Annotated in this window: 26 protein-coding genes; 19 read left to right on the forward strand and 7 right to left on the reverse strand. The window is 40.7% G+C overall.

Annotated features, from left to right (window positions below; translation table 11 throughout):
• The first annotated feature begins 42 nt into the window (after window positions 1-42).
• From MKY83_RS08755 to mutL, 9 genes are all read left to right on the forward strand, one after another.
• Window positions 43-3,087 (forward strand): efflux RND transporter permease subunit, encoded by a 3,045-nt coding sequence (locus MKY83_RS08755; RefSeq protein ID WP_113767688.1) that lies wholly within the window; start codon window positions 43-45, stop codon window positions 3,085-3,087.
• 174 nt (window positions 3,088-3,261) lie between these two features.
• Window positions 3,262-4,326, forward strand: coding sequence for an L-threonine 3-dehydrogenase (tdh, locus tag MKY83_RS08760; RefSeq protein WP_217012510.1), 1,065 nt, complete (start codon window positions 3,262-3,264; stop codon window positions 4,324-4,326).
• On the forward strand, window positions 4,326-5,504 hold the full coding sequence (locus tag MKY83_RS08765; RefSeq protein WP_065097312.1) for a glycine C-acetyltransferase: 1,179 nt from the start codon (window positions 4,326-4,328) through the stop codon (window positions 5,502-5,504). The genes tdh and MKY83_RS08765 overlap by 1 nt, the downstream gene beginning before the upstream one ends.
• Before the next feature lie 111 nt (window positions 5,505-5,615).
• Window positions 5,616-6,722 (forward strand): DUF3578 domain-containing protein, encoded by a 1,107-nt coding sequence (locus MKY83_RS08770; protein WP_113767690.1) that lies wholly within the window; start codon window positions 5,616-5,618, stop codon window positions 6,720-6,722.
• A gap of 90 nt (window positions 6,723-6,812) precedes the next feature.
• On the forward strand, window positions 6,813-8,339 hold the full coding sequence (miaB, locus tag MKY83_RS08775) for a tRNA (N6-isopentenyl adenosine(37)-C2)-methylthiotransferase MiaB (RefSeq protein WP_044141857.1): 1,527 nt from the start codon (window positions 6,813-6,815) through the stop codon (window positions 8,337-8,339).
• Window position 8,340: 1 nt separating this feature from the next.
• Window positions 8,341-8,775 (forward strand): RicAFT regulatory complex protein RicA family protein, encoded by a 435-nt coding sequence (locus MKY83_RS08780; protein WP_065097314.1) that lies wholly within the window; start codon window positions 8,341-8,343, stop codon window positions 8,773-8,775.
• A gap of 265 nt (window positions 8,776-9,040) precedes the next feature.
• Window positions 9,041-9,586 carry an outer spore coat protein CotE gene (cotE, locus tag MKY83_RS08785; protein WP_003212450.1) on the forward strand — a complete coding sequence of 182 codons (546 nt, stop codon included), beginning with the start codon at window positions 9,041-9,043 and terminating at the stop codon, window positions 9,584-9,586.
• A 124-nt stretch (window positions 9,587-9,710) separates the two neighbouring features.
• Entirely contained in the window at window positions 9,711-12,302 is a 2,592-nt protein-coding gene (gene mutS, locus MKY83_RS08790; RefSeq protein ID WP_185107288.1) for a DNA mismatch repair protein MutS, read from the forward strand.
• 5 nt (window positions 12,303-12,307) lie between these two features.
• The gene (mutL, locus tag MKY83_RS08795; RefSeq protein ID WP_217012508.1) at window positions 12,308-14,209 is read left to right on the forward strand and encodes a DNA mismatch repair endonuclease MutL; all 1,902 of its coding nucleotides are present in this window, start codon (window positions 12,308-12,310) and stop codon (window positions 14,207-14,209) included.
• Between the two features lie 177 nt (window positions 14,210-14,386).
• On the opposite strand, the gene bslA is transcribed toward mutL, so the two are convergent.
• Both bslA and MKY83_RS08805 read right to left on the reverse strand, forming a co-directional pair.
• Window positions 14,387-14,920, reverse strand: coding sequence for a biofilm surface layer hydrophobin BslA (gene bslA, locus MKY83_RS08800; RefSeq protein WP_106065317.1), 534 nt, complete (start codon window positions 14,918-14,920; stop codon window positions 14,387-14,389).
• A gap of 125 nt (window positions 14,921-15,045) precedes the next feature.
• Window positions 15,046-15,441 (reverse strand): hypothetical protein, encoded by a 396-nt coding sequence (locus tag MKY83_RS08805; RefSeq protein WP_106028924.1) that lies wholly within the window; start codon window positions 15,439-15,441, stop codon window positions 15,046-15,048.
• 566 nt (window positions 15,442-16,007) lie between these two features.
• On the opposite strand from MKY83_RS08805, the gene MKY83_RS08810 reads away from it, so the two are divergent.
• The 3 genes from MKY83_RS08810 to MKY83_RS08820 all read left to right on the forward strand — a co-directional run bounded on the left by MKY83_RS08810 (window position 16,008) and on the right by MKY83_RS08820 (window position 18,858).
• On the forward strand, window positions 16,008-16,481 hold the full coding sequence (locus MKY83_RS08810) for a CarD family transcriptional regulator (protein WP_044141851.1): 474 nt from the start codon (window positions 16,008-16,010) through the stop codon (window positions 16,479-16,481).
• A gap of 313 nt (window positions 16,482-16,794) precedes the next feature.
• A complete protein-coding gene (locus MKY83_RS08815) occupies window positions 16,795-17,544 on the forward strand; it encodes a poly-gamma-glutamate hydrolase family protein (protein WP_113767692.1) in 750 nt (249 codons plus the stop codon).
• Window positions 17,545-17,709: 165 nt separating this feature from the next.
• Window positions 17,710-18,858, forward strand: coding sequence for a Rap family tetratricopeptide repeat protein (locus MKY83_RS08820; RefSeq protein ID WP_106067499.1), 1,149 nt, complete (start codon window positions 17,710-17,712; stop codon window positions 18,856-18,858).
• A gap of 91 nt (window positions 18,859-18,949) precedes the next feature.
• Here MKY83_RS08820 and MKY83_RS08825 read toward each other — a convergent pair whose 3' ends face one another.
• A complete protein-coding gene (locus tag MKY83_RS08825) occupies window positions 18,950-20,275 on the reverse strand; it encodes a S8 family peptidase (RefSeq protein ID WP_340910881.1) in 1,326 nt (441 codons plus the stop codon).
• 585 nt (window positions 20,276-20,860) lie between these two features.
• Between MKY83_RS08825 and MKY83_RS08830 the strand changes: the two genes are divergently transcribed.
• Together MKY83_RS08830 and MKY83_RS08835 are read left to right on the forward strand one after the other, a co-directional pair.
• Entirely contained in the window at window positions 20,861-21,595 is a 735-nt protein-coding gene (locus tag MKY83_RS08830; RefSeq protein WP_044141847.1) for a poly-gamma-glutamate hydrolase family protein, read from the forward strand.
• A 77-nt stretch (window positions 21,596-21,672) separates the two neighbouring features.
• Window positions 21,673-22,122 carry an OsmC family protein gene (locus MKY83_RS08835; RefSeq protein WP_050944954.1) on the forward strand — a complete coding sequence of 150 codons (450 nt, stop codon included), beginning with the start codon at window positions 21,673-21,675 and terminating at the stop codon, window positions 22,120-22,122.
• A gap of 47 nt (window positions 22,123-22,169) precedes the next feature.
• Here MKY83_RS08835 and MKY83_RS08840 read toward each other — a convergent pair whose 3' ends face one another.
• The 4 genes from MKY83_RS08840 to MKY83_RS08855 form a co-directional block, all read right to left on the reverse strand.
• On the reverse strand, window positions 22,170-22,538 hold the full coding sequence (locus tag MKY83_RS08840) for a multidrug efflux SMR transporter (protein WP_065097321.1): 369 nt from the start codon (window positions 22,536-22,538) through the stop codon (window positions 22,170-22,172).
• Between the two features lie 15 nt (window positions 22,539-22,553).
• Complete coding sequence (locus MKY83_RS08845; protein WP_065097322.1) at window positions 22,554-22,871, reverse strand: multidrug efflux SMR transporter; 318 nt, start codon at window positions 22,869-22,871, stop codon at window positions 22,554-22,556.
• A complete protein-coding gene (locus MKY83_RS08850) occupies window positions 22,871-23,416 on the reverse strand; it encodes a TetR/AcrR family transcriptional regulator (RefSeq protein WP_065097323.1) in 546 nt (181 codons plus the stop codon). The genes MKY83_RS08845 and MKY83_RS08850 overlap by 1 nt, the downstream gene beginning before the upstream one ends.
• A 114-nt stretch (window positions 23,417-23,530) precedes the next feature.
• Window positions 23,531-23,788, reverse strand: coding sequence for a spore coat protein (locus tag MKY83_RS08855; protein ID WP_065097324.1), 258 nt, complete (start codon window positions 23,786-23,788; stop codon window positions 23,531-23,533).
• A gap of 104 nt (window positions 23,789-23,892) precedes the next feature.
• On the opposite strand from MKY83_RS08855, the gene MKY83_RS08860 reads away from it, so the two are divergent.
• The 5 genes from MKY83_RS08860 (at window position 23,893) to MKY83_RS08880 (ending at window position 26,350) form a co-directional block, all read left to right on the forward strand.
• On the forward strand, window positions 23,893-24,294 hold the full coding sequence (locus MKY83_RS08860; protein WP_003211728.1) for a YmaF family protein: 402 nt from the start codon (window positions 23,893-23,895) through the stop codon (window positions 24,292-24,294).
• 69 nt (window positions 24,295-24,363) lie between these two features.
• Window positions 24,364-25,320, forward strand: a complete 957-nt coding sequence (miaA, locus tag MKY83_RS08865) for a tRNA (adenosine(37)-N6)-dimethylallyltransferase MiaA (RefSeq protein WP_065097326.1) — start codon at window positions 24,364-24,366, stop codon at window positions 25,318-25,320.
• A gap of 25 nt (window positions 25,321-25,345) precedes the next feature.
• Window positions 25,346-25,567: an RNA chaperone Hfq gene (hfq, locus tag MKY83_RS08870; RefSeq protein WP_003211269.1), complete on the forward strand. Its 222-nt coding sequence runs from the start codon at window positions 25,346-25,348 to the stop codon at window positions 25,565-25,567.
• Between the two features lie 161 nt (window positions 25,568-25,728).
• Complete coding sequence (locus MKY83_RS08875) at window positions 25,729-26,058, forward strand: YmzC family protein (RefSeq protein WP_044141839.1); 330 nt, start codon at window positions 25,729-25,731, stop codon at window positions 26,056-26,058.
• 79 nt (window positions 26,059-26,137) lie between these two features.
• A complete protein-coding gene (locus tag MKY83_RS08880) occupies window positions 26,138-26,350 on the forward strand; it encodes a hypothetical protein (protein ID WP_003212415.1) in 213 nt (70 codons plus the stop codon).
• The last annotated feature ends 257 nt before the right edge of the window (window positions 26,351-26,607 follow it).

The raw sequence follows: 26,607 nt of genomic DNA on the forward strand, positions 1-26,607 counted from the left end.
AAAAATACTTCATCAAAAATAAATATTTAAGTAGGTGAAATAATGGTTGAAGCTTTTTTGAAAAGAGGAAAGCTTGTTTTTATTTTATTTTTTATTGTTCTCATTGCTGGCGGCTATTTATTTACGCAGCTTCCTAAGCGAGAACTGCCAGAATTCCAAGCAAATATCGTCACGATTTCCACCGTGTTTCCGGGTGCGGATGCAAAACAGGTGGAAAGTGATGTAACCAATAAGCTCGAATCAGCCATATCTGATATCAATGGTGTAGAGAAAACGAGCTCTGTTTCTGCCATTGGTTTTTCAAATATTGTGCTTGAAATTGATGATCAAGCCGACTTTCAAAAGGTGGCAAGTCAAATTAAGAATGAAACCACGAGTGCTGCGTCGTCCTTTCCTGACGGAGTGATGGAGCCTGATGTAAAGGATGAGTTTGGCAACGTGCCGGTTGGTTCTTATATGGTTGTGGCAAGTCAATCAACAGACTTAGCAAAAAGTCAGGAATCGCTGCGTGCGTTGAAGGAAAAGGTTGAGGACATCAAAGGGGTAGACAGTGTCGTCATCAAAGGATTCAATGATAAGCAAGCGGTATTAAACTTAGATTCAAGCAAACTGGAGGATGAAGGGTTAAATGTAACGGATGTCACAAATGCCATCAATCAGGAATTTGATACATCTCCACTAGGCGACATTCGGACAGGCGGCGAGAAGGTCAAGCTGTCCATCAATACCTACGACCGTTTGGATCAAGTGAAAAAGCTTGAGCTTTTCTCCAAAACGAACCGTGAACCGGTCACAATCAGTCAGCTTGGCATTTTAAAAGAAGTAGAAAAAGAGAAAAGTGACATTGTGTCGTATAACGGAAAGCCCGCCTATTCATTTACAGTCAATATCAAACCAGGGCTTGATATACCTAAAATGTATGACAAAGTCAGTGATGTTATTGAGAAAGAGAAGCAGCTTCCAAGTGGTGTCGAGTGGGTAAACTACTATTCACAAAAAAGTGAAGTGGATGCCATTTTTAATGATTTGATAAAAGAAGCCATTGTTGCTGTCATCGCTGTTATTGTTGTCACCACACTTGGTCTTACCATTGGCGGTGCGTTTATCGTTTCACTTGCCATCCCATTATCAATCACAATCGGAACGATTCCGCTGCCATTTTTACAAGTGGACCTCAATCAGATTTCGATTATCGGCTTTATCATTGCCCTAGGAATACTTGTCGATGATGCCATTGTCGTCAACGATAATATATTAAGACAGATGAAAAAATATGAAAGTCCGCTGAAAGGAACGATTGCAGGGGTCAAAGAAGTTGCAGGGTCTATTTTGACATCAACACTAGCGGTTGTGTTTGCTTTCTTGCCGCTTGTTTTCCTATCAGGTGCAAACGGTTCATTTATACGAGCATTACCGTCTGTTCTCGTAACGACTGTACTTGCATCTATGGTGATTTCTCTGACACTAGTGCCAGTCTATCAATATACCGTGAACCGAAAAAGACAGAACAAGAAAATTCAAAAAGAGCCAGGATTCCTAGGCAAACCGTTAAAAAAATTAGCTGATTTTTATGCAGACCGTATGCTGACGAACATTGTGAAGCGTCCGCTGCTTATTGGCTTAAGTGGTTTGCTTGTTGCAACGCTTGCCTTTTTACTGATTTTCGTCACACCATTTGAATTTTTCCCTGCAGCGAATAAGAAAGAAGTGGTTGTCACTGTCACACTTCCAAGTGAAACAACATTAGACAAAACAAATGAAACATTAGAGAAAATAGAACAAGAGATGAAACAGCAGAAAGGCATTGAAGAAACGGCGATCTTTGCAGGCGGCGGTGTACCGAACCTGTTTAATGAAAGTATTTCAAATGCAAGTGATCATACTGGTCAGGTTGTCGTGAGAGTAGACAATGATCAGATGACGAGTAAACAATTAATAGATCGTATGACAGAGCCATTGCGTAAGAAATTTAAAGATGCTGATATCTTTATGAAAACCATTGTTCAAGGACCGCCAACTGGTGCGCCTGTGACAGTAACCATTGCGGGTGACTCTTTTGCAAAGCTCATTGATGTCAAAGAAACGCTCACAAGTGAAATGAAAGAAAAAGGAGCAAGCTTGATCACTGACGATGTCAATCAGCCAGTAAAAACGATCTCCTTTGAACTAAACCGTGACCGAATGGCAGAAGATGGTCTCAGCGCTCAGTTTGTCAGCAGACAGCTCGGTCTTGTGACAGAAGGTATGCCATTAGGCAGCTTTAAACAAGGAACAAAAGATATCGACTTAGTGGTCAAACAGGATGTAGGTACACATCAAAATGGATTAAAGCTAAACAAAATAAAAGTGCCTGTGAATTCAAATGAAGGAGGTATGCCTTCACTTGAGCCACTTAGCCGATATGTAAAAGAAAAAGAAACAGAGCAGTACGAAAGCATTCCACATGAAAATGGAATTCCGACCATTACGCTGAAGGCGTACCCTGGCACGTCAGACTCGTTTAAAGACGACATGAAAGAAGTTGTCGATCAAGTAGGAAAAACGGATGCAGCAAAGGATTTAGCCATTTCTCAAGGCGGAGAAAATGAAGATCAAACCCAGTTCTTTATTGAAATTAGTCTCTTATTTGGAGTTGTCTTGCTGCTCATTTATGTGACCATCGCTTTCCAGTTCAATTCATTGATGCTTCCACTATTAGTTCTAGGAACGGTTTACTTAGCGATATCTGGAGCTGTTATCGGACTGTTTGTCACCCAAACGCCGTTCAGCTTTATGGCAACAATGGGAATTGTCTCATTAGCTGGTATCGTGGTCCGAAATGCGGTTGTCTTGTTCGAATTTATTGAGCAGCGGCGTAAGCAGGGATTCGATCAACAGACAGCTGTCATTGAAGCGGGAAGAGCAAGGATCAGGCCAATTTTACTAACAGCATTTACGGCACTTGTCGCCCTTTTGCCTGTAGCATTAAGTAATGATCCGCTCTTTAAGCCGCTGGCCATCTGCATTGTATCGGGTGTCTTTTTCTCAACAATTTTGACACTATTAATCGTACCTGCCTTATATATTGCCGTTTCAAAAAGACGATGACGCAAAAAGCAAATCTCCTTTTCTACGGGGATTTGCTTTTTTTTTAGAAAAATATCCAAAAAAATATGTGGAGTGTTCATTTGTCTTTTTGTAGAGGACAATGGTATTTACGACGAAAATAAGACGTGTTAAAATCTCATTGGGAGAAGTTTTTTAACAAAGGGGTTGTACGTCATGCGTGGAACGATGAAAGCGATTGTTAAAAAAGAAAGCGCTTACGGAGCGGTGCTGATGGAGATGCCGATTCCAGAAATCAATGATCATGAAGTATTGATTCAGGTAAAAGCCACATCGATATGCGGAACAGACGTGCATATTTATAATTGGGATGACTGGGCAAAGAGAAGAGTTAAAGCGCCCTACATTTTTGGACATGAATTTACAGGGGAAGTTGTCAAAACGGGGAACCAAGTCTCACGAGCAAAAGTAGGGGATTTTGTATCGGCAGAGACACATGTTGTATGTAATCAGTGCTCTATGTGTTTAACTGGGCAGCAGCACTTGTGCAATGAAACGAAAATTTTAGGGGTAGACATTGACGGCTGTTTTGCTGAATATGTCAAAGTACCTGAACAAAATGTGTGGCACAATCCAGCTCAAATGCCAGTAGAGCTTGCGTCTATTCAAGAGCCGCTTGGAAATGCGGTTCATACAGTGCTGCACACACCTGTTTCAGGTAAGTCAGTGGCGATTTTTGGCTGCGGACCAATCGGTTTAATGGCGATCGCCGTCGCGAAAGCTTCCGGTGCTGTCCAAGTGTTTGCTGTCGATCAAAACGAATACAGACTGAATCTTGCTCAGAAAATGGGGGCAGACCATATCGTGGATATTGGAAAAGATGATCCTGTTGAGGTGATTAAGCAGTTCACACGGATGGAAGGGGGAGATGTGGTATGCGAGATGTCAGGACATCCAGTTGCCATTAATCAAGCTCTCGAAGCGTGTGCAAATGGAGGAAAAGTCAATATACTAAGCTTGCCAGAACGACCAGTGACCATTGACATTACGAATCAAATTGTTTTTAGGGGATTAACCGTGCAAGGAATCACGGGGAGAAAAATGTTTGAGACGTGGCGTCAAGTATCTGAGCTATTAAGAACGAATACCATCGATGTCCAGCCAGTTATCACCCATACGCTGCCATTTGAACAGTTCGAAAAGGGATTTGAACTCATGAGAAATGGTACGTGCGGAAAAGTCGTACTGATAATGCCATCAAACCAAAGGGGGAAGAAATGATGAAAGAATTCACGTATTTACAAAATGAACTGGAAACAATGAAGCAGCAAGGCACCCACCAAACATTGAAAGAGATTGACTCAAAACAATCATCCACTGTGACATTAAATGAACAATCTGTCATACAGCTCTCCTCAAATAACTACTTAGGACTCACCTCACATCCAAGGCTGATGAAAGCGGCAAAAGAGGCCATTGATGAATTCGGTGCTGGTACGGGGTCTGTACGAACCATCGCTGGCACAATGACGATGCACGAACGTCTTGAAAAAAAGCTCGCTGCATTTAAAAAGACCGAGGCATCCCTTGTGTTCCAATCAGGCTTTACGACCAATCAAGGGGTCTTATCAAGTATCCTGACAAAAGATGATATTGTGATTTCAGATGAACTGAATCATGCCTCAATCATTGACGGCATCCGGTTAACAAAAGCAGATAAAAAAGTATACGGTCATTCCAATATGGAAGAGCTTGAGAAAATTTTAAAGAAATCTATGAATTACCGCGTGCGTCTCATCGTCACAGACGGTGTGTTCTCAATGGATGGAGATATTGCGCCACTTCCTGAGATTGTCAGGCTCGCAGAAGCATATGATGCATTTGTGATGGTAGACGATGCGCATGCCTCGGGCGTGCTTGGTAAAAATGGCCGCGGGACAGTCAACCATTTTAAACTCGACGGCAGAGTGCACATTCAGGTTGGGACACTTAGTAAGGCTGTCGGAGTCCTTGGCGGCTATGTAGCGGGTTCAGCCGTTTTAATTGATTATTTAAAGCATAAAGCAAGACCGTTTTTATTCAGCACCTCACATCCGCCAGCTGTGACTAGAGCGTGTGAAGAAGCGATTGAAGTGCTGTTAGATGAACCGGAGCGAATCGATACACTTTGGGAAAACGCCGCCTATTTTAAAGAAAAGGTCGTCAGTCTCGGGTTTCAAGTTGCACCGACAGAGACACCGATTATCCCCATCATGATTGGAGACGAAGCCCTTACTTTTCGCTTTTCAAAGGCTTTAATAGAACGAGGCGTGTTTGCTCAAGGCATCGCCTTCCCAACTGTGGCAAAAGGAAAAGCGAGAATTAGAGCCATCATCACAGCCGAGCACACAAAAGAAGAACTAGACCGTGCACTGACGATCATCGAAGAAGAAGCAAAAAAACTAAACATACTTGATTGAGAGAGCGCGGGCTCTCTTTTTTTTGCACTATTCTTTCCATATTTCATCAAATCTACCGTTTGTTATGTATAATGTATGTAAAAAGATCTATTGAGGTAAGTGGTGAGACAAATGCTATTTAATAAAGAAGATTTTTATGAGCAATTTTTAGATTATAAGAACAAAGGGAGAACAGATAAGAATCACCCTTTTCACAACATGTTTAATAAAGAAATCCCAAACAACATTCATTATGAATTAGAAAAACGTCATATGAGGAATTTGGATAGGATCGATATTAAAGCATCTACAGGAAATGGAAAAGTTGCAGAATGTTTTTGGATTGCACTTTTAGACAGGAGATTAACGACAAATCCTAATTCCCAAAAAACAACGACACAAAAAGGAATATTTATTGTTATTTTATTTGCTGAGAACGGGGAAGATTTTTATTTAACAATTGAAACAGGAACTGAAAATCTATCTTTATCTGAAATTAAGGAAGAGGCAGCCATTTGGAGGAAGAGGCTACAGCCGGAATTAAAGCACCATAAAAGACTAGAGGGCTTTCATATAGGTGATTTTCATTTGGGTAAATCATTAAGACCTAAAAAATATGTAGCAAGCTCATTGGTCTTTAAAAAGTATAATATTGATCATTTTGACCATCACCAATTAATACAAGATATCAATTCTTTAAATGATTTTTTTTATGATTTTGTTTACGAAGTATATTTGGATCAGGACCTTACTCCAAAATTGGAAGATCAGAACAAATTTAAAAGAAAAAGAATCATTCATAGAGATGTTTATAAACAATTAAGAGAAGAAAGAGCAAAGCAAAACGAAGAGACAGGTAGAATAGCAGAGAAATTTGTTTATCGTAAGGAAGTAGAGCAATTAAAAGCAGTGGGTCGGGAACAATTAGCGGAAGCTGTCAATTGGGTGGCTGAGACGGAAGATGGTCATGGATTTGATATCAAATCTTATTTCCCCGATGGAAAAGAGAAGCTCATAGAAGTAAAAGGATCTAAATTGACTCACCAAGACTTTCCATTCTTCTTATCTGAACAAGAAAGAATGGTAGCAGAAGAGGAAAAAGAATCATATGTGATTACTTTAGTTGAGAGTGTTGGTACACAGCATATGAAGATTGTCAAAGAAATACAAAACCCTTTAGGTAAAGACGATCTACATCTGAAACCTACTCAATATTCATGCAAAATTCGTGTGGATTGAAAAGTGGTGGCACGTATGAATTTATTTTCAATTCACGACAAAATAGTCTATACTGTAGGGTGGAGCTTGGTTTGAAAGGAGTACAAATTCATGAATGAAGAGCAGAGAAAAGCGAGCGGACAAGTAAGTTCTTCGGACAAAAAATCCGAGAAGGACTACAGCCAGTATTTTGAAGCTGTGTACATTCCGCCTTCCTTAAAAGATGCAAAAAAACGGGGTAAAGAAGAAGTCGAATACAATCAATTTCAAATTGACGAGCGTTTTCAAGGGTTAGGAAACGGGCGCAAGTTTTATATTCGCACATATGGCTGTCAAATGAATGAGCATGACACAGAAGTGATGGCTGGTATTTTTATGGCGCTTGGTTATGAACCGACAAACTCAACGGAAGATGCAAATGTCATCTTATTAAACACTTGTGCAATTCGTGAGAATGCGGAAAACAAAGTGTTCGGAGAGCTTGGTCATTTAAAAGCATTAAAGCGTGAAAAGCCAGATTTAATTTTAGGTGTTTGCGGATGTATGTCGCAAGAGGAATCTGTCGTCAACCGAATTTTGAAGAAACATCCATTTGTTGATTTGATTTTCGGTACACACAACATTCATCGCCTGCCAGAGCTGCTATCTGAATGCTATCTTTCAAAAGAAATGGTCATTGAGGTTTGGTCAAAAGAAGGCGATGTCATTGAAAACCTTCCGAGAGCCCGCCAAGGAAAAATTAAGGGCTGGGTGAATATTATGTACGGTTGTGATAAATTCTGTACATACTGTATCGTCCCTTACACGCGCGGTAAAGAAAGAAGCCGCCGCCCTGACGAAATTATTCAAGAGGTTAGACGTTTAGCGGCAGAAGGATATAAGGAAATTACCCTTCTTGGTCAAAACGTGAATGCGTATGGAAAAGATTTTGAAGACATGGAATATGGTCTTGGACACTTGATGGATGAGCTGCGTAAAATCGATATTCCGCGTATCCGTTTTACAACAAGCCACCCACGTGACTTTGACGATCACTTAATTGAAGTGCTTGCTAAGGGTGGGAACCTTCTCGATCATATTCATTTGCCAGTTCAATCAGGCAGTTCTTCTGTCTTGAAGCTTATGGCGAGAAAATATGACCGTGAACGTTACCTTGAACTTGTACGCAAAATCAAAGAAGCGATGCCAAATGCTTCATTAACAACGGATATTATTGTTGGGTTCCCAAATGAGACAGATGAGCAATTTGAAGAAACACTTTCCCTCTATCGCGAGGTTGAGTTTGATGCTGCTTATACGTTCATTTACTCTCCAAGAGAAGGAACACCAGCAGCGAAAATGCAAGACAACGTGCCAATGCATGTGAAAAAAGAACGTCTGCAGCGCCTGAATGCCCTCGTGAATGAAATTTCTGCGAAAAAAATGAAGGAATATGAAGGGCAGACTGTCGAAGTATTAGTAGAGGGTGAAAGTAAAAACAACCCTGAAATCCTAGCCGGATATACAAGTAAAAGCAAGCTTGTGAATTTTAAAGCACCAAAAGAAGCGATTGGCAACATCGTCAAAGTGAAAATAACACAAGCCAAAACTTGGTCTCTTGACGGAGAAATGGTTGGAGAAGCTATCGAGGTGAATTAAAATGACGCTTTATTCAAAAAAAGAGATTGTCGAGCGCGCAAGAGAGCTCGCTAAAATGATTTCTGAAACAGAAGAAGTTGATTTCTTCAAGAAAGCAGAAGCGCAAATCAATGAAAATACAAAAATTTCAACGATTATTAATCAAATTAAGGCGCTTCAAAAACAAGCTGTGAATTTAAAGCATTACGGCAAACATGAAGCCTTAAAGCAAGTGGAAGAAAAAATCGATGCCCTGCAAGAAGAACTGGATGAAATCCCAGTGATTCAAGAATTCAAAGAATCACAAGTGGTAGTCAATTCCCTGCTTCAGCTCGTAGCGCATACGATTTCTAATCAAGTAACAGATGAAATTATTCTTTCAACCGGCGGTGACCTCTTATTAGGAGAAACCGGTTCAAAAGTCAAAAACTCATCACCAAGTTGCTCCATTAAATGAGAAAACCCCGCAGATGCGGGGTTTTTTGTTTTGCTATCATCATTTTTTGAAAGAACAAAAATCTCACTTCCCATTCTACTTCTTGCTTCGTCACCCCAAAATCTCTCACTCTCCAACTTTTCCAATTTTCAAGGCAAGTTTATGGGCGACCATGCATACACTGAAACAGAAATGAATTTAATTGAACATGAAGTTCAAAATCGTGACACACTAGACGAATGCCCAGCATAAGATAAAACGATCAAGAACAAGGAGGCATGCCGGAATGTCTGAATACAGAGAAATTATTACAAAAGCGGTGGTTGCAAAAGGGAGGAAATTCACCCAAAGCACACACACCATTTCTCCATCGCAAAAACCAACCAGCATCCTAGGTGGTTGGATCATTAATCATAAGTATGATGCTGAAAAGGTCGGTAAAACTGTTGAGATTGAAGGAACCTTTGATATTAACGTATGGTATTCTTACGCTGATAACACAAAAACAGAAGTCGTCACAGAACGGGTGAAATATGTAGACATCATCAAACTGAGATATAAAGATAAAAATTTCCTTGATGATGAGCACGAAGTGATTGCAAAAGTGCTGCAGCAGCCGAATTGCTTAGAAGTGACCATTTCTCCAAACGGCAATAAAATTATCGTTCAAGCAGAGCGGGAGTTCATTGCTGAAGTGGTAGGAGAAACAAAAATTGTTGTAGAGGTCAATTCAAGCTGGAAAGAAAAAGATGATCATGAGTGGGAAGAAGAGGTGGATGAGGAGTTAGAGGATATTCATCCAGAATTCCTAGCGGGTGATCCAGAAGAGTAATTGATGACTAGGGCGCATATCCCCCTAGTTTTTTTGTGTCCTATCTAGGGGAAAAAAGGTGATTTTTTATGCTATAATGAAAGATGGTATGAATTCGAATGTAATATAGTGAGGGATTAAAAATATGGCAAGTTATACGCCCATGATACAGCAATATTTAAAAATCAAGGCAGAGTATCAAGATGCCTTTTTATTTTTTCGCTTAGGCGATTTTTATGAAATGTTTTTTGATGACGCAAAAGAAGCGTCACAAGAATTAGAAATCACGCTAACAAGCAGAGATGGCGGGACCATACCAATGTGCGGTGTTCCTTATCATTCTGCTTCTGCATACATAGAACAATTGATTTCAAAAGGCTACAAGGTCGCGATTTGTGAGCAGGTGGAAGATCCTAAAACGGCAAAAGGTGTGGTCAAAAGAGAAGTCGTTCAACTCATTACACCAGGTACGGTGATGGATGGTAAAGGCTTAAGTGAAAATGAAAACAACTTCATTGCCTCTGTGACAAAATTTGAAAGTGGATATGGACTTGCACTTTCCGATTTATCTACTGGTGAAAACATGGCGGCTTTCATTGATCGATTAGATGAAGTCGTGTCTGAAATTTATTCTGTCGGTGCAAAAGAAATTGTGGTGTCAAAGCAGCTGGATGAGGAAACAGTCAAGACCTTAAAGGATCGGTGCCAAGCGACCATTTCATACGAAGATAGTGATGAATTGATCGATGAAGCTGAGCGGCTCGTGTCCCGCCTGAGCGAGCAACTTAGATCGGCCTTTTTGACATTATATGCTTATTTAAGAAGAACGCAAAAAAGAAGTCTCGATCACCTTCAGCAAGTTCAAGTGTTTGAGCTCGAACAAACAATGAAAATTGATCTTTACTCAAAACGAAATCTTGAATTAACAGAGACGATCCGCTCAAAAAGCAAGAAGGGCTCTTTGTTATGGCTGTTAGATGAAACAAAAACAGCGATGGGTGGAAGGCTGCTCAAGCAATGGATCGACCGGCCGTTAATTCGGCTTTCGCACATTAAAGAACGCCAGGAAATGGTGCAAATTCTCATGGACCATCTCTTTGAACGAGAGGATCTGCGTGAACGGTTAAAGCAAGTATATGATCTCGAACGTTTAGCGGGCCGTGTCGCATTTGGCAACGTAAATGCCCGTGATCTCATTCAGTTAAAGGAATCCTTAAAACAAGTACCAGCCATTAAAGAGCTTGTGCACTCACTGCCAGAGGAAATGGCAAAATCAAGAGCGAATGAGATTGATCCTTGTGGCGACTTGCTTAATTTATTAGAAGATGCACTTTATGAAAATCCGCCGATGACGATAAAAGAAGGCAATTTGATTAAAGATGGCTACAATGCAAAATTAGATGAATACCGTGATGCCAGCCGAAACGGAAAGGACTGGATTGCACGTCTTGAACAGCAGGAAAGGGAATATACCGGCATTCGCTCCTTAAAAGTCGGGTTTAATAAAGTGTTTGGTTATTATATCGAAGTGACACGCGCAAATACACATCTGCTGGAGGAAGGCCGTTATGAAAGAAAACAAACGCTTGCCAATGCAGAGCGGTATATCACACCTGAATTAAAAGAAAAAGAAGCACTGATACTTGAAGCAGAATCAAATATTAACGAATTGGAATATGAACTATTTACAGCTCTCAGAGAACAAGTGAAAGGTTATATTCCTAGATTACAACTGCTTGCAAAACAAATGAGTGAGCTGGATGCGCTTCAATGCTTTGCGACTGTCAGTGAAAAACGCCGTTATATCCGTCCTGAATTCTCAGAGGATGAGGTGGATGTCATAGATGGTCGTCACCCAGTCGTTGAAAAAGTGATGGATCACCAGGAGTATGTACCGAATGACTGCCATATGGGAAATGGCCGGCAAACCTTACTCATTACTGGACCAAATATGTCAGGGAAAAGTACGTATATGAGACAAATGGCGCTTATCTCCATTCTTGCGCAAATTGGCTGCTTTGTGCCGGCATCGAAGGCAACTCTTCCGATCTTTGACCAAATCTTTACACGCATTGGGGCGGCAGATGATTTGATTTCTGGTCAGAGTACTTTTATGGTAGAGATGCTCGAAGCAAAAAATGCAATGGTGCATGCAACGAAAAACAGCTTGATTTTATTTGATGAAATTGGACGCGGGACAAGCACCTATGATGGAATGGCTCTTGCACAGGCGATCATTGAATTTGTTCACGATCATATTGGTGCCAAAACGCTTTTTTCCACACATTATCACGAGCTGACAGTTCTTGAATCTCAATTAAGCGAGCTGAAAAATGTTCATGTACGTGCTGAAGAGCATGAAGGCACGGTCGTTTTCTTACATCAAATCAAAGAGGGTGCAGCTGATAAAAGCTATGGTATTCATGTAGCGCAGCTTGCTGAATTGCCTGATGCGATCATCGATAGGGCCCAGACCATTTTGACGGAGCTTGAGAGCGGATCACATGAAGTGACCCCGCACGTATCTGCAGCTCCAAAAACAGAAAAGGCTGAGGAAAAGCAGCAGCTTTCTTTCTTTGAAGTAGAAGAAAAACCGCAAACCAAACCAGTTCTAAAACAGAAAGATCAAGCGGTGATCGAGGAATTAAAGTCATTCAATCTAATGGATATGACTCCGCTCGAAGCGATGACTAAGCTATATGAATTGCAAAAGAAATTATCATGTAAGGTGAGGTGAGCAAAATGGCAAAGATTATTCAGTTATCCGATGACCTATCCAATAAAATTGCTGCAGGTGAAGTAGTCGAGCGTCCAGCTTCTGTCGTAAAAGAGCTTATGGAAAATGCAATCGATGCAAGTAGTACAGTGATTGAAATCGATGTAGAAGAAGCAGGTCTTTCCTCTATTAGAATGATTGATAATGGTGTTGGAATCGATGCTGAAGATTGTAAGCTCGCCTTTCAGCGCCATGCAACGAGTAAAATCAAAGATGAAAATGATCTGTTCCGTGTCAGAACGCTCGGATTTAGGGGAGAGGCACTGCCAAGTATCGCATCTGTCTCTCATCTAGAAATGAAAACAAGTACTGGTGAAGGAGCTGGAACGCACCTGGTGCTGCAAGGCGGAAAGATCATTTCAGAGAAAAAAACCTCTAGTCGCCGCGGTACCGAGATCGTCGTTACCAACTTATTTTACAATACACCGGCCCGCCTAAAATACATGAAAACCGTTCATACGGAGCTTGGCAATATATCAGATGTCGTCAATCGAATTGCGCTGGCTCACCCAGAAGTATCGATTCGCTTGCGTCACCAAGGAAAAGTCCTGCTTCAGACGAATGGAAACGGGGATGTGCGGCATGTGCTTGCGGCCATTTACGGGACAGCTGTTGCGAAAAAAATGGTGCCACTTCATGTGCAATCACTTGATTTTGAAGTGAAAGGATATATCTCCTTACCAGAAGTGACAAGGGCATCACGGAATTATATGTCTTCTGTTGTAAACGGCAGATATGTCAAACATTTTCCTCTCGTGAAAGCGGTCCATGAAGGGTATCACACGCTGCTACCGATTGGCCGCCACCCGATTACATTTATTGAGATGAAGATGGACCCCATTTTAGTGGATGTGAACGTTCATCCTTCGAAGCTTGAAGTGAGACTTAGTAAAGAGCAGGAACTTCATGAGCTAATCAAACAAGGAATTAAGGAAGTATTTCAAAAGCAGCAGCTCATTCCAAGTGCTTCGGTGCCAAAGAAAGCACCAATGCCAGCGATCAAAAATGAGCAGCAATCCTTAACCTTTGATGCGAAAAAAGGAAACACAAACGAGGCGAAAACATCGCTATCCTATCAGCCGGAGCCTTTCGAATCGGTTGTATACGAGACGAATCAGATGAGCATATACGGGACGCCTACGCAGGAAATGACAGGTGCATCATCACCCGTATTTAATGAAGATGCTCCATCTGAGCGTGTTCATGTAGAGGAATCCGCCGCTTCTCTTGAATATGAAGAGTCAGAACTTAGAGAAGATGCTGCAGAAACCATTTCAGAAAACGAACGTGTTCCAGTCATGTATCCCATCGGGCAAATGCACGGCACATATATTTTGGCTCAAAATGAACGTGGACTTTATATTATCGATCAGCATGCGGCCCAGGAGCGAATCAAGTATGAGTATTATCGTGAGAAAGTAGGAGAGATCAAACAGGAAGTGCAAGAAATGCTCGTTCCATTAACATTCCACTACTCGAAAAACGATATGCTGATTATTGAAGAGCATAAAGAAATACTAACGAAAGTGGGTGTCTTCTTAGAGCCTTTCGGTTCAGGAAGCTACATTGTTCGGTCGCATCCACAGTGGTTTCCAAAAGGGGAAGAGGCTGAACTGATCGAAGAGATTATAGAGCAAGTGCTGGATGAGAAACGTGTAGATATCAAAAAATTAAGAGAAGAAGCGGCAATCATGATGAGTTGCAAAGGCTCTATCAAAGCAAATCGTCATTTGCGAAATGATGAAATCAAAGCACTATTAGATGAACTCAGGCAGACAAAGGATCCTTTCACTTGTCCGCACGGCCGGCCGATTATCATTCATCACTCGACATATGAAATGGAGAAAATGTTTAAACGGGTCATGTGATCAAATAAAAAGAAGACAAAGGGCTAAAATAAAAATCATTTTAGCCCTTTGTCTTCTTTTCAGCGTGATAGAAAGCCTTTGCAGCCCTAGGAAGGACGAGCACCGGAGCGCAGACCTGACACCGAATGCGAAGGTTTGTCTACACGCTGAAGCGCTCTTATTAGAGCGCTTTTTTATTTAGCATCCACACGGATCTGGCGGTGTGACCACAACTGGTCGTGTTTGAATATCAAGGGTGTCCTCTGCATAAAATTTAGAACCAATGCTAAGCGCACGGTTTTCTGCGCGGAACGTGTATGTACCTGCAGCAGGAAGTACTTTATGTGAAAGTTGTAATTTATATTGTGAGATTCCTAATAAATCGATTCTAGCTGGAATGCGGACAGTTTTTCCACTGTTCAAAATGTAGCTGTCTTTTAATGCTTTTCCGTTGAAGATGTCTTTTGTTGTCGCTTGAAAGCCTGCAGGTAATGTGAACTCAATGGCACCGATACTTAACACAGAATTTGGGCGGTATGTTAGCTCAATGTCAGAAAAAGACCATTCCTGCTTACTTGTACCTGTAATTTTCGCATAAAGTTCTGCTGGTCTGGCATTTGTTGATGCCTTGCCCTCCTGTGTGGCTCCTTCAGCGGATGCGGCAATCGGTACCGAGAGTGCCATGACCAGTGTGAGCATCCCCATCATGATCATTGTCCATGTTTTTTTCATTTCTTCATTCCCCCTTGTTGATTATAGGTAAATAATAGATGATTTAATCCATTATTTACCTATAATGTTACCATATCCCTGTGTGGTATTAAATGGTATATTGTACCCTTATTTTGTCATTTTGTTTAGTAATAACGGGGAAAATGCGCATTTGGTTGGTTCATTCCGTACCCAAAGCCTGGCATTTGTTGATTCGGCATCATCATTTGCATATCTTGATATCCGTATGGATGATATGGCATCATTCCATATCCACCATAGTGGCCATGATAATGGTGATCCTTCATTGGAACATGCGAAAAGGGGTCATGCTGATTTGGAAAAGGCGGATAGGCTGAATGATGATGCGGATAATGTCCGCTGTACTTATCTTTTTTACCATGATAATGGTTTGGCATATTCATATGATCATGCATGTTTGGCGCGACCACATGCTCATGATTGGCTGTATACACATTCTCAAACGTATGGTACGGATTTCCTTCGTGATGATGATTCATTTGGCTATTCATATTGTTCATTTGATATCTCATCCTTTATGTCAGGTTGCCATATCCTATGAGCATGATCCGTTTCATGAGCCTATCCATATGAAAAAAACCGGCTTTTCAGCCGGGAAAACAAAAAGCAGTTGAAAGCGTCAGGTGCTAATATGAGAAGCCATGTCTTCTTCTACGACGCTTCTTACAACTGCTGCAGACACTTTTAGGGTAATAATAGGGATCGTAGCTTCTAGAAGTATCCCAGAAATCGCTCTCAAACCAATCATCTTTTTTATGATGAAACTTTTTTTCTTTACATGGGTCCTCATGGCAATGATCGTCATGCTTTTTATAACAGTTTGAGTGGGAATGTTTGCACTTGCATTTGCACATTGTCATCCCTCCTAAATGTGACTCAATGCTAGTATATGCACGAATAAGACAAGGGGACTGGATGGTGGCGCATCTTTTGTAAAAAAGGCTTTTCTGAAAAATTTAAATGAAAAGAATTGACTAGTGCTAAAATAACATGATAAAATATAAATTTTTATTCGCCGATGAAATGTGGTATAATCAAATTGTGAATACTTTCGGAGGTGGCGGATTTGTTTCAAATAGGTGATAAAATTGTTTATCCTATGCATGGTGCCGGTGTGATTGAAGGAATGGAAGAAAAAGAGATTTTAGGTAAGACGGAAGAATATTTTCTGATTCAAATGCCGAATATGCAGATGATGATCCCAAGAGGCAGAATCAATCAACTAGGTATACGTCAGGTAGCAGATCAAGCAACGCTGAAAGTTGTGATGAACAATTTTGCAGAAGAAACAAACGACGACACGCTTACTTGGAAGCAAAGATATGATGAAAATATGAAAAAGCTAAAAACAGGTGCGATCGAAGATGGTGCAGACGTTGTCAAAGATCTGATGAGACGAAATCAGAAGAAAGCATTAAATTCAAGTGAAAAGAAGATGCTTGAAGATGCTCGAGGCATGTTAGTGAGTGAAATTTCTCTTGCACAAGGGCTTTCACAAGATGAAGTCCTTTCAGCTTTAGAGAATGAACTAAGAGTTTAATGATGGATATACAATAATTAGCTGTAAACAGAAGGGTATCCCTTTTGTTTACGGCTTTTTTTGTTTGAAATCAGAAGAATATGTCTATTTTTGTAGGTGATTTTAACTAAATCTAAAATAAGGTCATACGATGCAGTTTTTATTCAAGCAGCGAATGATTCAAAGAAGTCAGAAATACCTAGAGAGGCATAAAAAAACAGGTAAGTTCTCCTGATTCGTTTAAATGAGCCGGACAACCTTTGAATTCTGTTAGCCATTGATAGTAAAATAATGCGATAAGATGACACCTTAGAGAATGAAAAGGAGCGGTGAAATGAAAAGGCTACTGATATGTGGATTCATCTTTCTGATCCTATGTGCTCTTTTAATGGTGAAATGCGGCCATTCTGTTCAAGAAAAAAAAGAGCAAAAGCAACATCAAGTAGAGGTAGAAAAGTATCAAAAAGAGCGAAAAAAAGGGGATCAATATGAAAGCTTTAAACAGCTTATCAGGCATGAAAAAGAAGGCTATGAAATAGAATTTCACGAAAAGGGTGGAAGTGATTTACTCGTCTTTTCTCCTCATGGAGGGGAAATTGAACCAGGAACAAGTGAAATTGTAGAAGCATTTCAAGAAAGGTACTCGACGTATTTGTTTGAAGGAACGAAACAAGAGAATAATCGTGATTTGCATATTACAAGCACCAAGTTTGATGAACCGATATTGGTTCAAATGATTAAAACGTACCCCTTCTCCATTTCCATCCACGGCTACAAAAGTGATAAAAGGCACACGTTAGTTGGCGGTACAAATGAAAAAATGCAAAGAGCAGTTGTACGAGAATTAAAAGATCGAGGATTTTCTGCAGAAATGGTGCAAGAAGGCGAACGGCTTTCAGGAACAGACCCTAAAAACATTAATAATCGAAATGCAAGTGGTGAAAGCGTTCAGTTAGAAATTAGTACGGCACAGAGAGAGGCTTTTTTCGACCATTTTGATACGAGAAAAGGAAAGAAAAAAGCATTCAGACGTTATATCCGTGCTTTAAAAGAAGTATTAAGAGAATTTGACCCATCTTCATAGAAAAATCGTTTTGATGGGCAAAAGTACTCTATTTAAACTTGGTAAAAAAGATAGAAATATGCGAAATGAACATAAATTATGCAATAAATTACAATTTGCCTTGAAAACATAAATTATGTAAAATAATAGTTATCAGTTTGATATGATAGAATGGGGCTGAAGTGGATGGCACATAAAATACCATCTTCCGAAGTAGGTGTAAAGATCAATCAATGGTACACGCATATTTGCAAATTTGAAGTCGAACAAGCAAACGATATGAAGCGCCTTGTTGAAGAAGAAATTCATGAGATGGAAGAAGATCAAGATTTACTTCTATATTATTCTCTAATGGATTTTCGCCATCAACTGATGCTTCAGCATTTAACGCCAGTCCATGCAGCGAGTGAAACACTTCAAGCCGTGTCTTTTCCGAAAGAAATGGAAGATGGAGAAGATGAGATGACAGGCTTACTTGGCTATTACTTTCATTTTTTTCATGGAATGTATGCGTTTATCCAGCGCCGGTACATCGAGGCCATTTCCTATTACAAGCATGCGGAACATCAACTGATCTTAGTGACAGATGAGATTGAAAAAGCGGAATTTTACTATAAAATCGCTGAAGTATACTATCATATGAAACAAACTTATTTCTCCATGCATTATGCTAAAAAGGCGAGAGACATTTATAAGAAACATCAGCTTTATGGAAAAAGAAGCATTCAATGTGATTTTGTCATGGCAGGTAATTGGATTGATGTGAGTCAGCACCAAAAAGCGCTTCCTTACTTAGAAAAAACGTTAAAGGTCTGTGAAGCGATGGAGCGGAAAAAGTGCACATCTTATTTTAAAGCAATGGCTCTTAATAACTTAGGAGCTTGTCATTATAGTATGGGAACGTACCATACAGCGACAGTCTTTTTTGAACAAGCCATTTCCCTTTATCAAAAAGATCAAGCATCCACGATGATCAAATCATTATTTTCACTTGCTCTTACCTGGTTTAAACTCGGAGATATCGAGCGAGCGGGTGAGGCTATACGTAAAGGAATGAACGAGGCTTGTTTATTGGAAGATGAAATTTATCAGTTGAAATTCCAATTTTTACAGGCGCTTTATATAGAAAAAGACAGCTGTGAGCAATTAAGATCGACACTATTTGGACTGCGAAGCAAAAAAATGTTTGCTGATTTAGAGGAATTAGCACTTGATGCGGCTAATTATTATAAGGAACGCGACATGTACAAGGAATCCTCCACTTTTTTTGAGATTGTGATCGAAGCGCGTACGCACATTCAAAAAGGAGATGAGATGTATGAGAACGAAGCATAACATGTCAGCTGATCAAGTAGATGAAAGACTTCACACGTAATAACAGACAAAAACAACACCCTTTACGAATCAACGTAAAGGGCTTTTTTATTTATTCTTTGATGGCTTTTTCTGCGTCAATGGCACCTGCTCCGTAAATCATCGGGTCATCCCCAGGCCACTTGCTTGTATTTTCTTTTAACAGGGTTTTGACCTCATCTGGCGTTAAATCTGGTGAATGCTCTAATAGAAGAGCACAAATACCAGCGCAAATCGGTGTTGCCATAGATGTGCCAGATAACGTCGTGTAATCATCATCGACTCTACTTGATTTGTCGAGTTTATCTAGAAAGGATCTTGGTGATCTGAGAGAGACGATGTTTACTCCTGGTGCAAGGATATCAGGCTTTGTCTCACCATAAACAGTAGGACCTCTGCTTGAAAATGGTGCCACGATATCATCGTTTGATTCTGGTGTATTCCGGTCATCAAAAGCGCCAACCGTAATCACTTTTTGACTGACGGCAGGGCTCGCAATCGTTTGGCTGTTAGGACCAGAGTTTCCGGCTGCGACGCATACTACAATGCCTTGATCCCAAGCAGCATTGACAGCACGCACCATCGGATCGTCCTGTTCGTCATCATAACGCTGAGCATCTCCGCCTAGTGACATACTCATAATATGAATCGGATCATCAGGGTGATCTTCATTGAACTGAATGCACCATTCAACCCCTTCTATAATAGTAGAAAGCGATCCAGCCCCTTGTTTATTTAACACTTTTACGCCAATTAAATGAGCTTTTGGAGCAGGTCCTTTGTACAAGCCATCTGAGGCCGCTCCGTCTCCAGCTACATCTCCAGCGCAGTGAGTGCCATGCCCGTTATCATCATAAGGCTTTGTTTTTTGCTTGACTAAGTCCACAAAATCGCGAATCCTTCCTTCTAAATCTTCATGTGGATAAATTCCTGTGTCAATGACAGCGACCGTAATGCCTTCCCCAGTTAAGGCTGTACCGTTTCGGATGACTTCATCCGCGTGACTTGCTTGTGTGGCAACATCCAGAAGTGCATGAACTTTCCGGTCTAAATAAATTTTACGAATATGCTCACCATTTGCTAACAGCTCCTCTAAAGCAGCCGGTGTTAGGTCTGCAGCGCAGCAGTCGATATGTGAAAAGTGCCGTTTGATATTTGTTTTTCTACTTTTTTTCATGAGCTGTTTTGTGCTTTGAATTCCTGCTTCGACCGCGTCTTCCTTAAATTCAATAATCACACGAAGTTTCTTTCTCTTCTTTAATCTTCCTTCAAAGAAACGATGAAGAAAGCATGGCGTCCATTTAAAAGGTTTATAAAGGTGAAGGACGGCCTCTCTTAAAGGCTGATCCAGTTTACTAGCATGTGTCCTGACCATTTGTACCATCGAAAATCCAAACATGTGATGCCCTCCATTCTAGCTATCCATTCTTGTACACTCTTACGTTATGAGAATGAGAGCTGCTTTGTTCGGATTCTTGTCCCTTCTTTTCTTCATATTGGCGGCTTACTCATTTCTGATGAAAAAGAAAAGCGCTTACATTTTGTAAAATAATAGAAAAAGGTGGAAAACATGTAGAATCAGCCGATGATAGGTGGGAGAGTTCTTCTTAGAGAACCGGTGAAACAAACGATTTTGCAGAAAAAAAGGAGGGGTTAGACAGGGTCAATGCTCATACAAATGTGACTTGTCACAGAGGGGAAAAATCAAATCCATATAAAAAGTAGCCGAATTAAAGAAAACAGACTGGATAGAACTAGGTCATTTTAAACATAACTTCATTTGTCTGTCATACTATTCTAACTCTGTTTTCAAAGACGAGAGGCGTTTCTGTGTATATAAATGCAATTATCTTATTTTTGAGGAATCTCATGATCTAGAGTGTTATGATCAAATTTGAAGAGAAAAAGTGGAAAAAATGAAAAGAAATGATGATTCAATATAAATCATAGAAACGGCTTAGAAATCTGTTAAAGGAGAACGGGAATGAAGAAGTTTTTTGCTTTGCTTCTCCTGCTTGCGATCGGATGGGGCGTTTATTATACAATGCAAGCACAGGAACCTGATGAGCCATTGTCATCAGGTGGGGAAGACGAAAGCGGTTCAAATGATATTTATAGCAATTTTAAAGAACTGGAAGAAAACGAATCAACAAGCAGCTATCAAATTACAGCCAACCCAGTGCCTGGAAGCCGTCTTCTTGTGATGTCACCCCATGGCGGGAGAATTGAAGGCGGCGTGAGTGAGATCGTCCATTTTTTCGATAATGATTTCTCTACGTATTTGTTTGAAGGTTTAAGAGAGAATGCGTCAGAACTTCATGTGACAAGTACAAACTTTGATGAGCCAGTCGGCGTCGCGCAGGCAAAAGCACACGATTATATCTTAGCAGTGCATGGATACAAAGGTGAGGAAGGCATTGACCATACGCTCGTTGGCGGAACAGATTACGACCGTGCAGAAAAAATAGTGAACTCATTAGAGCGGAACGGATTTTCTGCTGAACTGGCTGTCGCACACGCAACCCTGAGCGGAACAAGCAATCATAATATTAATAATCTTACTAAAACAGGGCAAAGTGTACAGCTAGAGATTAGTAGAAGTCAGCGTGAAGCTTTATTTGACAGTTTTGACTTTCGGCGGCGGTCGAGTACAAAAAACGAGACGTTCTACCGGTATGTCAGGGCGATTCGGACAGTGCTGGATGAGGAATATACATAAAGATGGTGCACATGTTAAGACAAGCAGCGTGAATTCTTGTTACACTATAAAAAGTGATAACAAAAGGAGAGACAAATATGGCGCGTCATCATTTTCATCTTCAGGCGAGCTGGCCTGGCCTGCGCAACGATGTGGGTACAATCTCATGTGAACAGTTAAAAACGAAGATTTCAATTCCAAAAGAAATGGACGGTCCCGGCATCGGAACAAATCCAGATGAGATGCTCTTAGGTGCAGCGGCTACGTGTTATATTATTACACTTGCCGCTATGATGGAGCGGAGCCAATTAGAAAAAGAGGATCTCACAATGAGTTCTGAGGCTGTCGTAGATGTGACAAATGGTGTGTTTACATATGAAAAAATCATTCACCGGCCTGTCATCATCCTCAAAGCCTCTGCTTCTCCGCAAGATATTGAGCTTGCCCGTAAGCTCGCGCACAAAGCCGAAAGCTCATGTATGATCTCAAGAGCTGTTCAAGGAAATGTGGACATTTCCTTAGAAGAAACCATTCAAGTCGGCGGGTAAAAACAAAAAGTCATTTTCTCTTAATGAAATGGAGAAAATGACTTTTTTTATGACGTCCATTTGGTTTGATCGATTTGTTCTTTGTTTTCTTTCTTTTGTTTTTTTGACAGGTTCAAGACAATCACGCCGCATATCACTAGTGCAAGTCCGATGAAGCCTTTTATGTGAATGGTTTCGTTAAACAGCACGAGTCCGATAAGAGCAGTGAGTGCTGTTCCAACGCCAGACCATGTTGCATAAGCAGACGAAAGGTCAATCGTTTTAAGTGCCAGACTGAGGAAGGTAAAGGCACACCCAAATCCGATCAGGACCCCAATACTCGGCAGCAGTTGCGAAAAACCTTGGGAAAGCTTCAGCATCGTACTCCCAAAAACCTCTGTCAAAATAGCCCCTGTTAAATAGAGCATTCCTTTCATGATCTCTCACATCCTTTATGACATATTTAAAAGTACGATCCCTAAGACAAGCATCGCCATCCCAATGATTGCTCTTTGGTTCAAGGTTTCTTTGAAAAAAAGCACGCCAAAAATAGCCGTGAGGACTGTACCAACGCCAGACCATGTTGCGTAAGACATGCTAAGCGGAATGATATTCAGTGTCAATGACAGCATATAAAAGGCAAGTGTATATCCAGCAACAACGACAGCGCTAGGCTTAAAGCGAGTAAAGCCATTTGAGAATTTTAACATCACGGCGCCAACGGCTTCTGAAAAAATGGCCACAGCTAGAAAAAGATATCCGAGGATCATCATGTTCCCTCCTCTAAAAGGTGTAAAATCCGATGAAGTAAAAGGGTTTTTTCCTCTCGGTTCAGCGGTTCAAGCTGAAACATCTCTGAAAACCATATCCCATCACATGCAAGTCGGATCAGTTGGCTCAGCGCAGGATCATTTATTTCCTCTGCTGCTTTCTCTTTAAACTCCGCATAAAAATCACGCCAAGGGTTCAATAACGCTTCATCAAATGACATGGTGGCCAGCATGCTTGTACATAACTGGGTCGTGTTTTTCATATCAAGATCATTTAATGTCGCCAAAATATATGCACGTACATAAGGAGCCTTTTCGTTTTTGTATGTTTCCTGATACGACTCAAGCTGCTGACGAAAGCAGACAATCGCGTGCTCATTCATTTTTTGAATGAGCTCTTCCTTGCTTGAAAAATGATAAAGCAGGCCGGCCTTGGTCATATGTGCATGCTCTGCTACCTTCTGAAGGGTAAGCTGACTTAATCCTTCTTTTAAAATCGTACGAGCAGCTGCCTCAAAAATTTGCTCTTTTTTGGTTTTAGACATAAAAAAACACCTACTTTACTGAACGGTCGGTAAAGTAAATGTTAACCCATGAAAAACTAATGTGTCAATCGATTCATTTTATGAAAGGTTGTTTTCACTTAAAAGTCATATTTATTAATAAGGGTATGGTCCATATGGCGGATATGGTGGTGGATAAGGATAGCCATAGCCATAGCCTGGCGCAAGCAGGGATCCTGCAAGTAGTCCTCCAGCAAAACCACCTAAAAATGGAGGTCCAAAAAATCCAGGTCTCCCAAACCCAAATCCAGGTCTTCCAAACCCAGGGCCTCCAAATCCAAATCCAGGTCTTCCAAATCCAAAAGGTCTTCTCATGTCTTCTTGCATAAATGGCGGTGCATCAAAATAATTCATAAAAAAAGGCTCCTCTCACATAAAATCACTGTAACTGACATCAGTGTATTCGATTGGCCTATATGTGTTTGGATGAACGCCTATTATAAGGAGGAATGTTAAAAATGGGCCTGTATCCATCTGATTGGGCAAAATGCCCGCCGCATGCTCATGCCTATAAAGCACGAACGGATGTAACAGAAGAGCATTATCATTTAATAGAAGGTATTTCTCAGCCTGTCAATGGGAGCAATACCGATCAGCATACTCATTACTATCGCGGGGTCACCTCTTTTGAGAGAGGGCATTTCCACAGATACTACGGCGTCACAGGGCCTGCGATACCGAGATTAGATGGTACGCACTATCACGAGATTGAGGAAGTCACGTTTTCAGCCTATAACGATTCTGTCCCCATTCCGTACGGAGGAGTCGTCTATAGTCCGGACGAAGAGCGGCCGACGCATACGCACCGATTAAAAGGAAAGACATATGAAGTGGTCGGAAATGAACCACTCGGCTGGTGATAGGCCCTATATAGGAGAGAAAGAGAAGTTATGCTATACTGTAGGCAGTTTGTAAAAGAGAGTGATGTTATGAAAAAAACGAAACAACCAGTGATTGTATTAGTAGGACCGACGGCTGTCGGCAAAACAAAACTGAGCATTCATATAGCCAAAGCATTTAATGGAGAAATTATCAGCGGTGATTCTATGCAGATTTATAAAAGAATGGACATTGGAACAGCTAAAATCACCCCTGAAGAAATGGATGGTGTCCCGCACCACCTAATTGATATGAAAGAGCCAGATGAATCTTTTTCTACAGCTGAATTTCAGCAGCTGGTCCGTATGAAAATCAAAGAGATTGCCGCTAGAGGGAAAACACCCATGATTGTCGGCGGAACAGGTTTGTATATCCAATCTGTTTTATATGATTACACATTTACCGATGAGAAAAGTGACCCTTCTTTTAGAGAAGAAATGGCGCTGTTTGAACAGCAGCATGGCTCCCTTCAGCTACACGAAAAGCTAAAGGCAGTAGACCCTGATGCTGCAAAAACCATTCATCCGAATAATGTCCGCCGCGTGATCCGGGCGCTGGAAGTGATCCATACAACAGGTCAGAAAATGTCGGAGATGCAAAATGGTCATCAAGAAGTTCCTCTTTATGATACAGCCTTCATTGGGCTGAAAATGGATCGAGAGCTTTTGTACGAGCGCATTCACCAAAGAATTGATATGATGATAGATGAAGGCTTAATTGAGGAAGTGAGCGCACTTTATCAATCTGGCTTGAAGGATTGTCAATCGGTTCAAGCGATTGGTTATAAAGAGCTGTATGCGTATTTTCAAGGTGACTGCTCACTTGATGAAGCTATCCTGCAATTAAAGCAAAATTCCCGTAGATATGCGAAACGTCAGTTCACGTGGTTCCGTAATAAAATGGATGTCACTTGGTTCGACATGACACCGCCTTGCCACTTTTCAGACAAAAAAGAGGAAATTTTCGCATATATAGCAGGAAAGCTTGGACTTAAAGCGAAACTGTAGTTATCAGAATCAAGGAGGACGAAACATGAAACCGATTAATATTCAGGACCAATTTTTGAATCAAATTCGTAAAGACAATACATTTGTCACAGTATTCTTACTGAATGGCTTTCAGCTTCGCGGTCAAGTGAAAGGCTTTGACAATTTCACGGTGCTGCTTGAAACAGAAGGGAAGCAGCAGCTTATTTATAAACACGCCATTTCTACATTTGCACCTCAAAAGAATGTAAATCTAGAATTAGAATAGGATATGTTCGACCTAATAGCCCCATGCATCTGCGAATAAACCGGCCGGAACCCGCTACGTTTTTTGTCAGTGCAGAGGGGCTATTTTGCATGCCGTGAAACTTTTCTGCCTATTCTGCGTATAATCCCTTATTGGATATGAAGAAAGGTGAGGGAAGCGATATGGAAAATGCAGAGCTTGAATTAAGAAGGATTAGAGTGATCCTTCTACTAGTTGGGATTGTTGTCTTATTTGGATCATGCGCCATTTCAAACATTGAATCGAGACAGGAAAGCTGGCATAACTATTCTAATCAAGATGATCATGGACATATAGATGGCCTATTACAATCAGCTGTTGCACTAAAAAATAATCACTTTGCAGTTGTGAAAGATGATGAAGTACATGTGTACCGGTTTGATGAAAAAGAGGGAGAACTGACCCTTATTAAAACAAAATACATAGATGAGTGGGACGAAGATTATGATGATGACGATTCTGTGGAAGAGTAAGCACGTAAATTTACAAATGAATGTGAAGTCGCTACACTATAATCATGCATCAGACATCTAGACAGAAAAGGATGAGTTCATGACACACAAAATTAAAATTAATCATTGGGAACAAACTTGTGAAGACGACTCCTGTTTTGAATATGGAACAAGCGTTTCTGTAAATGGGAAAGAATTAGTCAGAGAAGCTTCAATCGTCTCTGCGCTTGAAGCGGTGCTAAAAGAATTAGGTGTTGAAGTGGAAATTACAGAAGTGTCAGAAGATTTACAGTGCGATGCCTACAAAAAATAAAACAAAAAGTCTAGTCTACTAAGCGATTTTTTTTCGTGTTATGATAGATTTCGGTTTCAGTTGAATAGAGAGTAGAGCAGTCTATTTTTAGATCCTGTTCTGCTCTATTTATTTGAACGTACGAGTTTGGCTATGAATGTTCGGCCGGGTTGGTTGATTTTTTTCGTTTCGAACATCTATATATTGTGTTTTGAAAAAACATAGTATACTATATATAGTGAATAACGAAATGATCAACAATACTAAAAACTAGGTCG

Origin of the sequence: Bacillus sp. FSL M8-0266 (assembly GCF_038613425.1) — a bacterium.
GTDB lineage: Bacteria > Bacillota > Bacilli > Bacillales > Bacillaceae > Bacillus > Bacillus pumilus.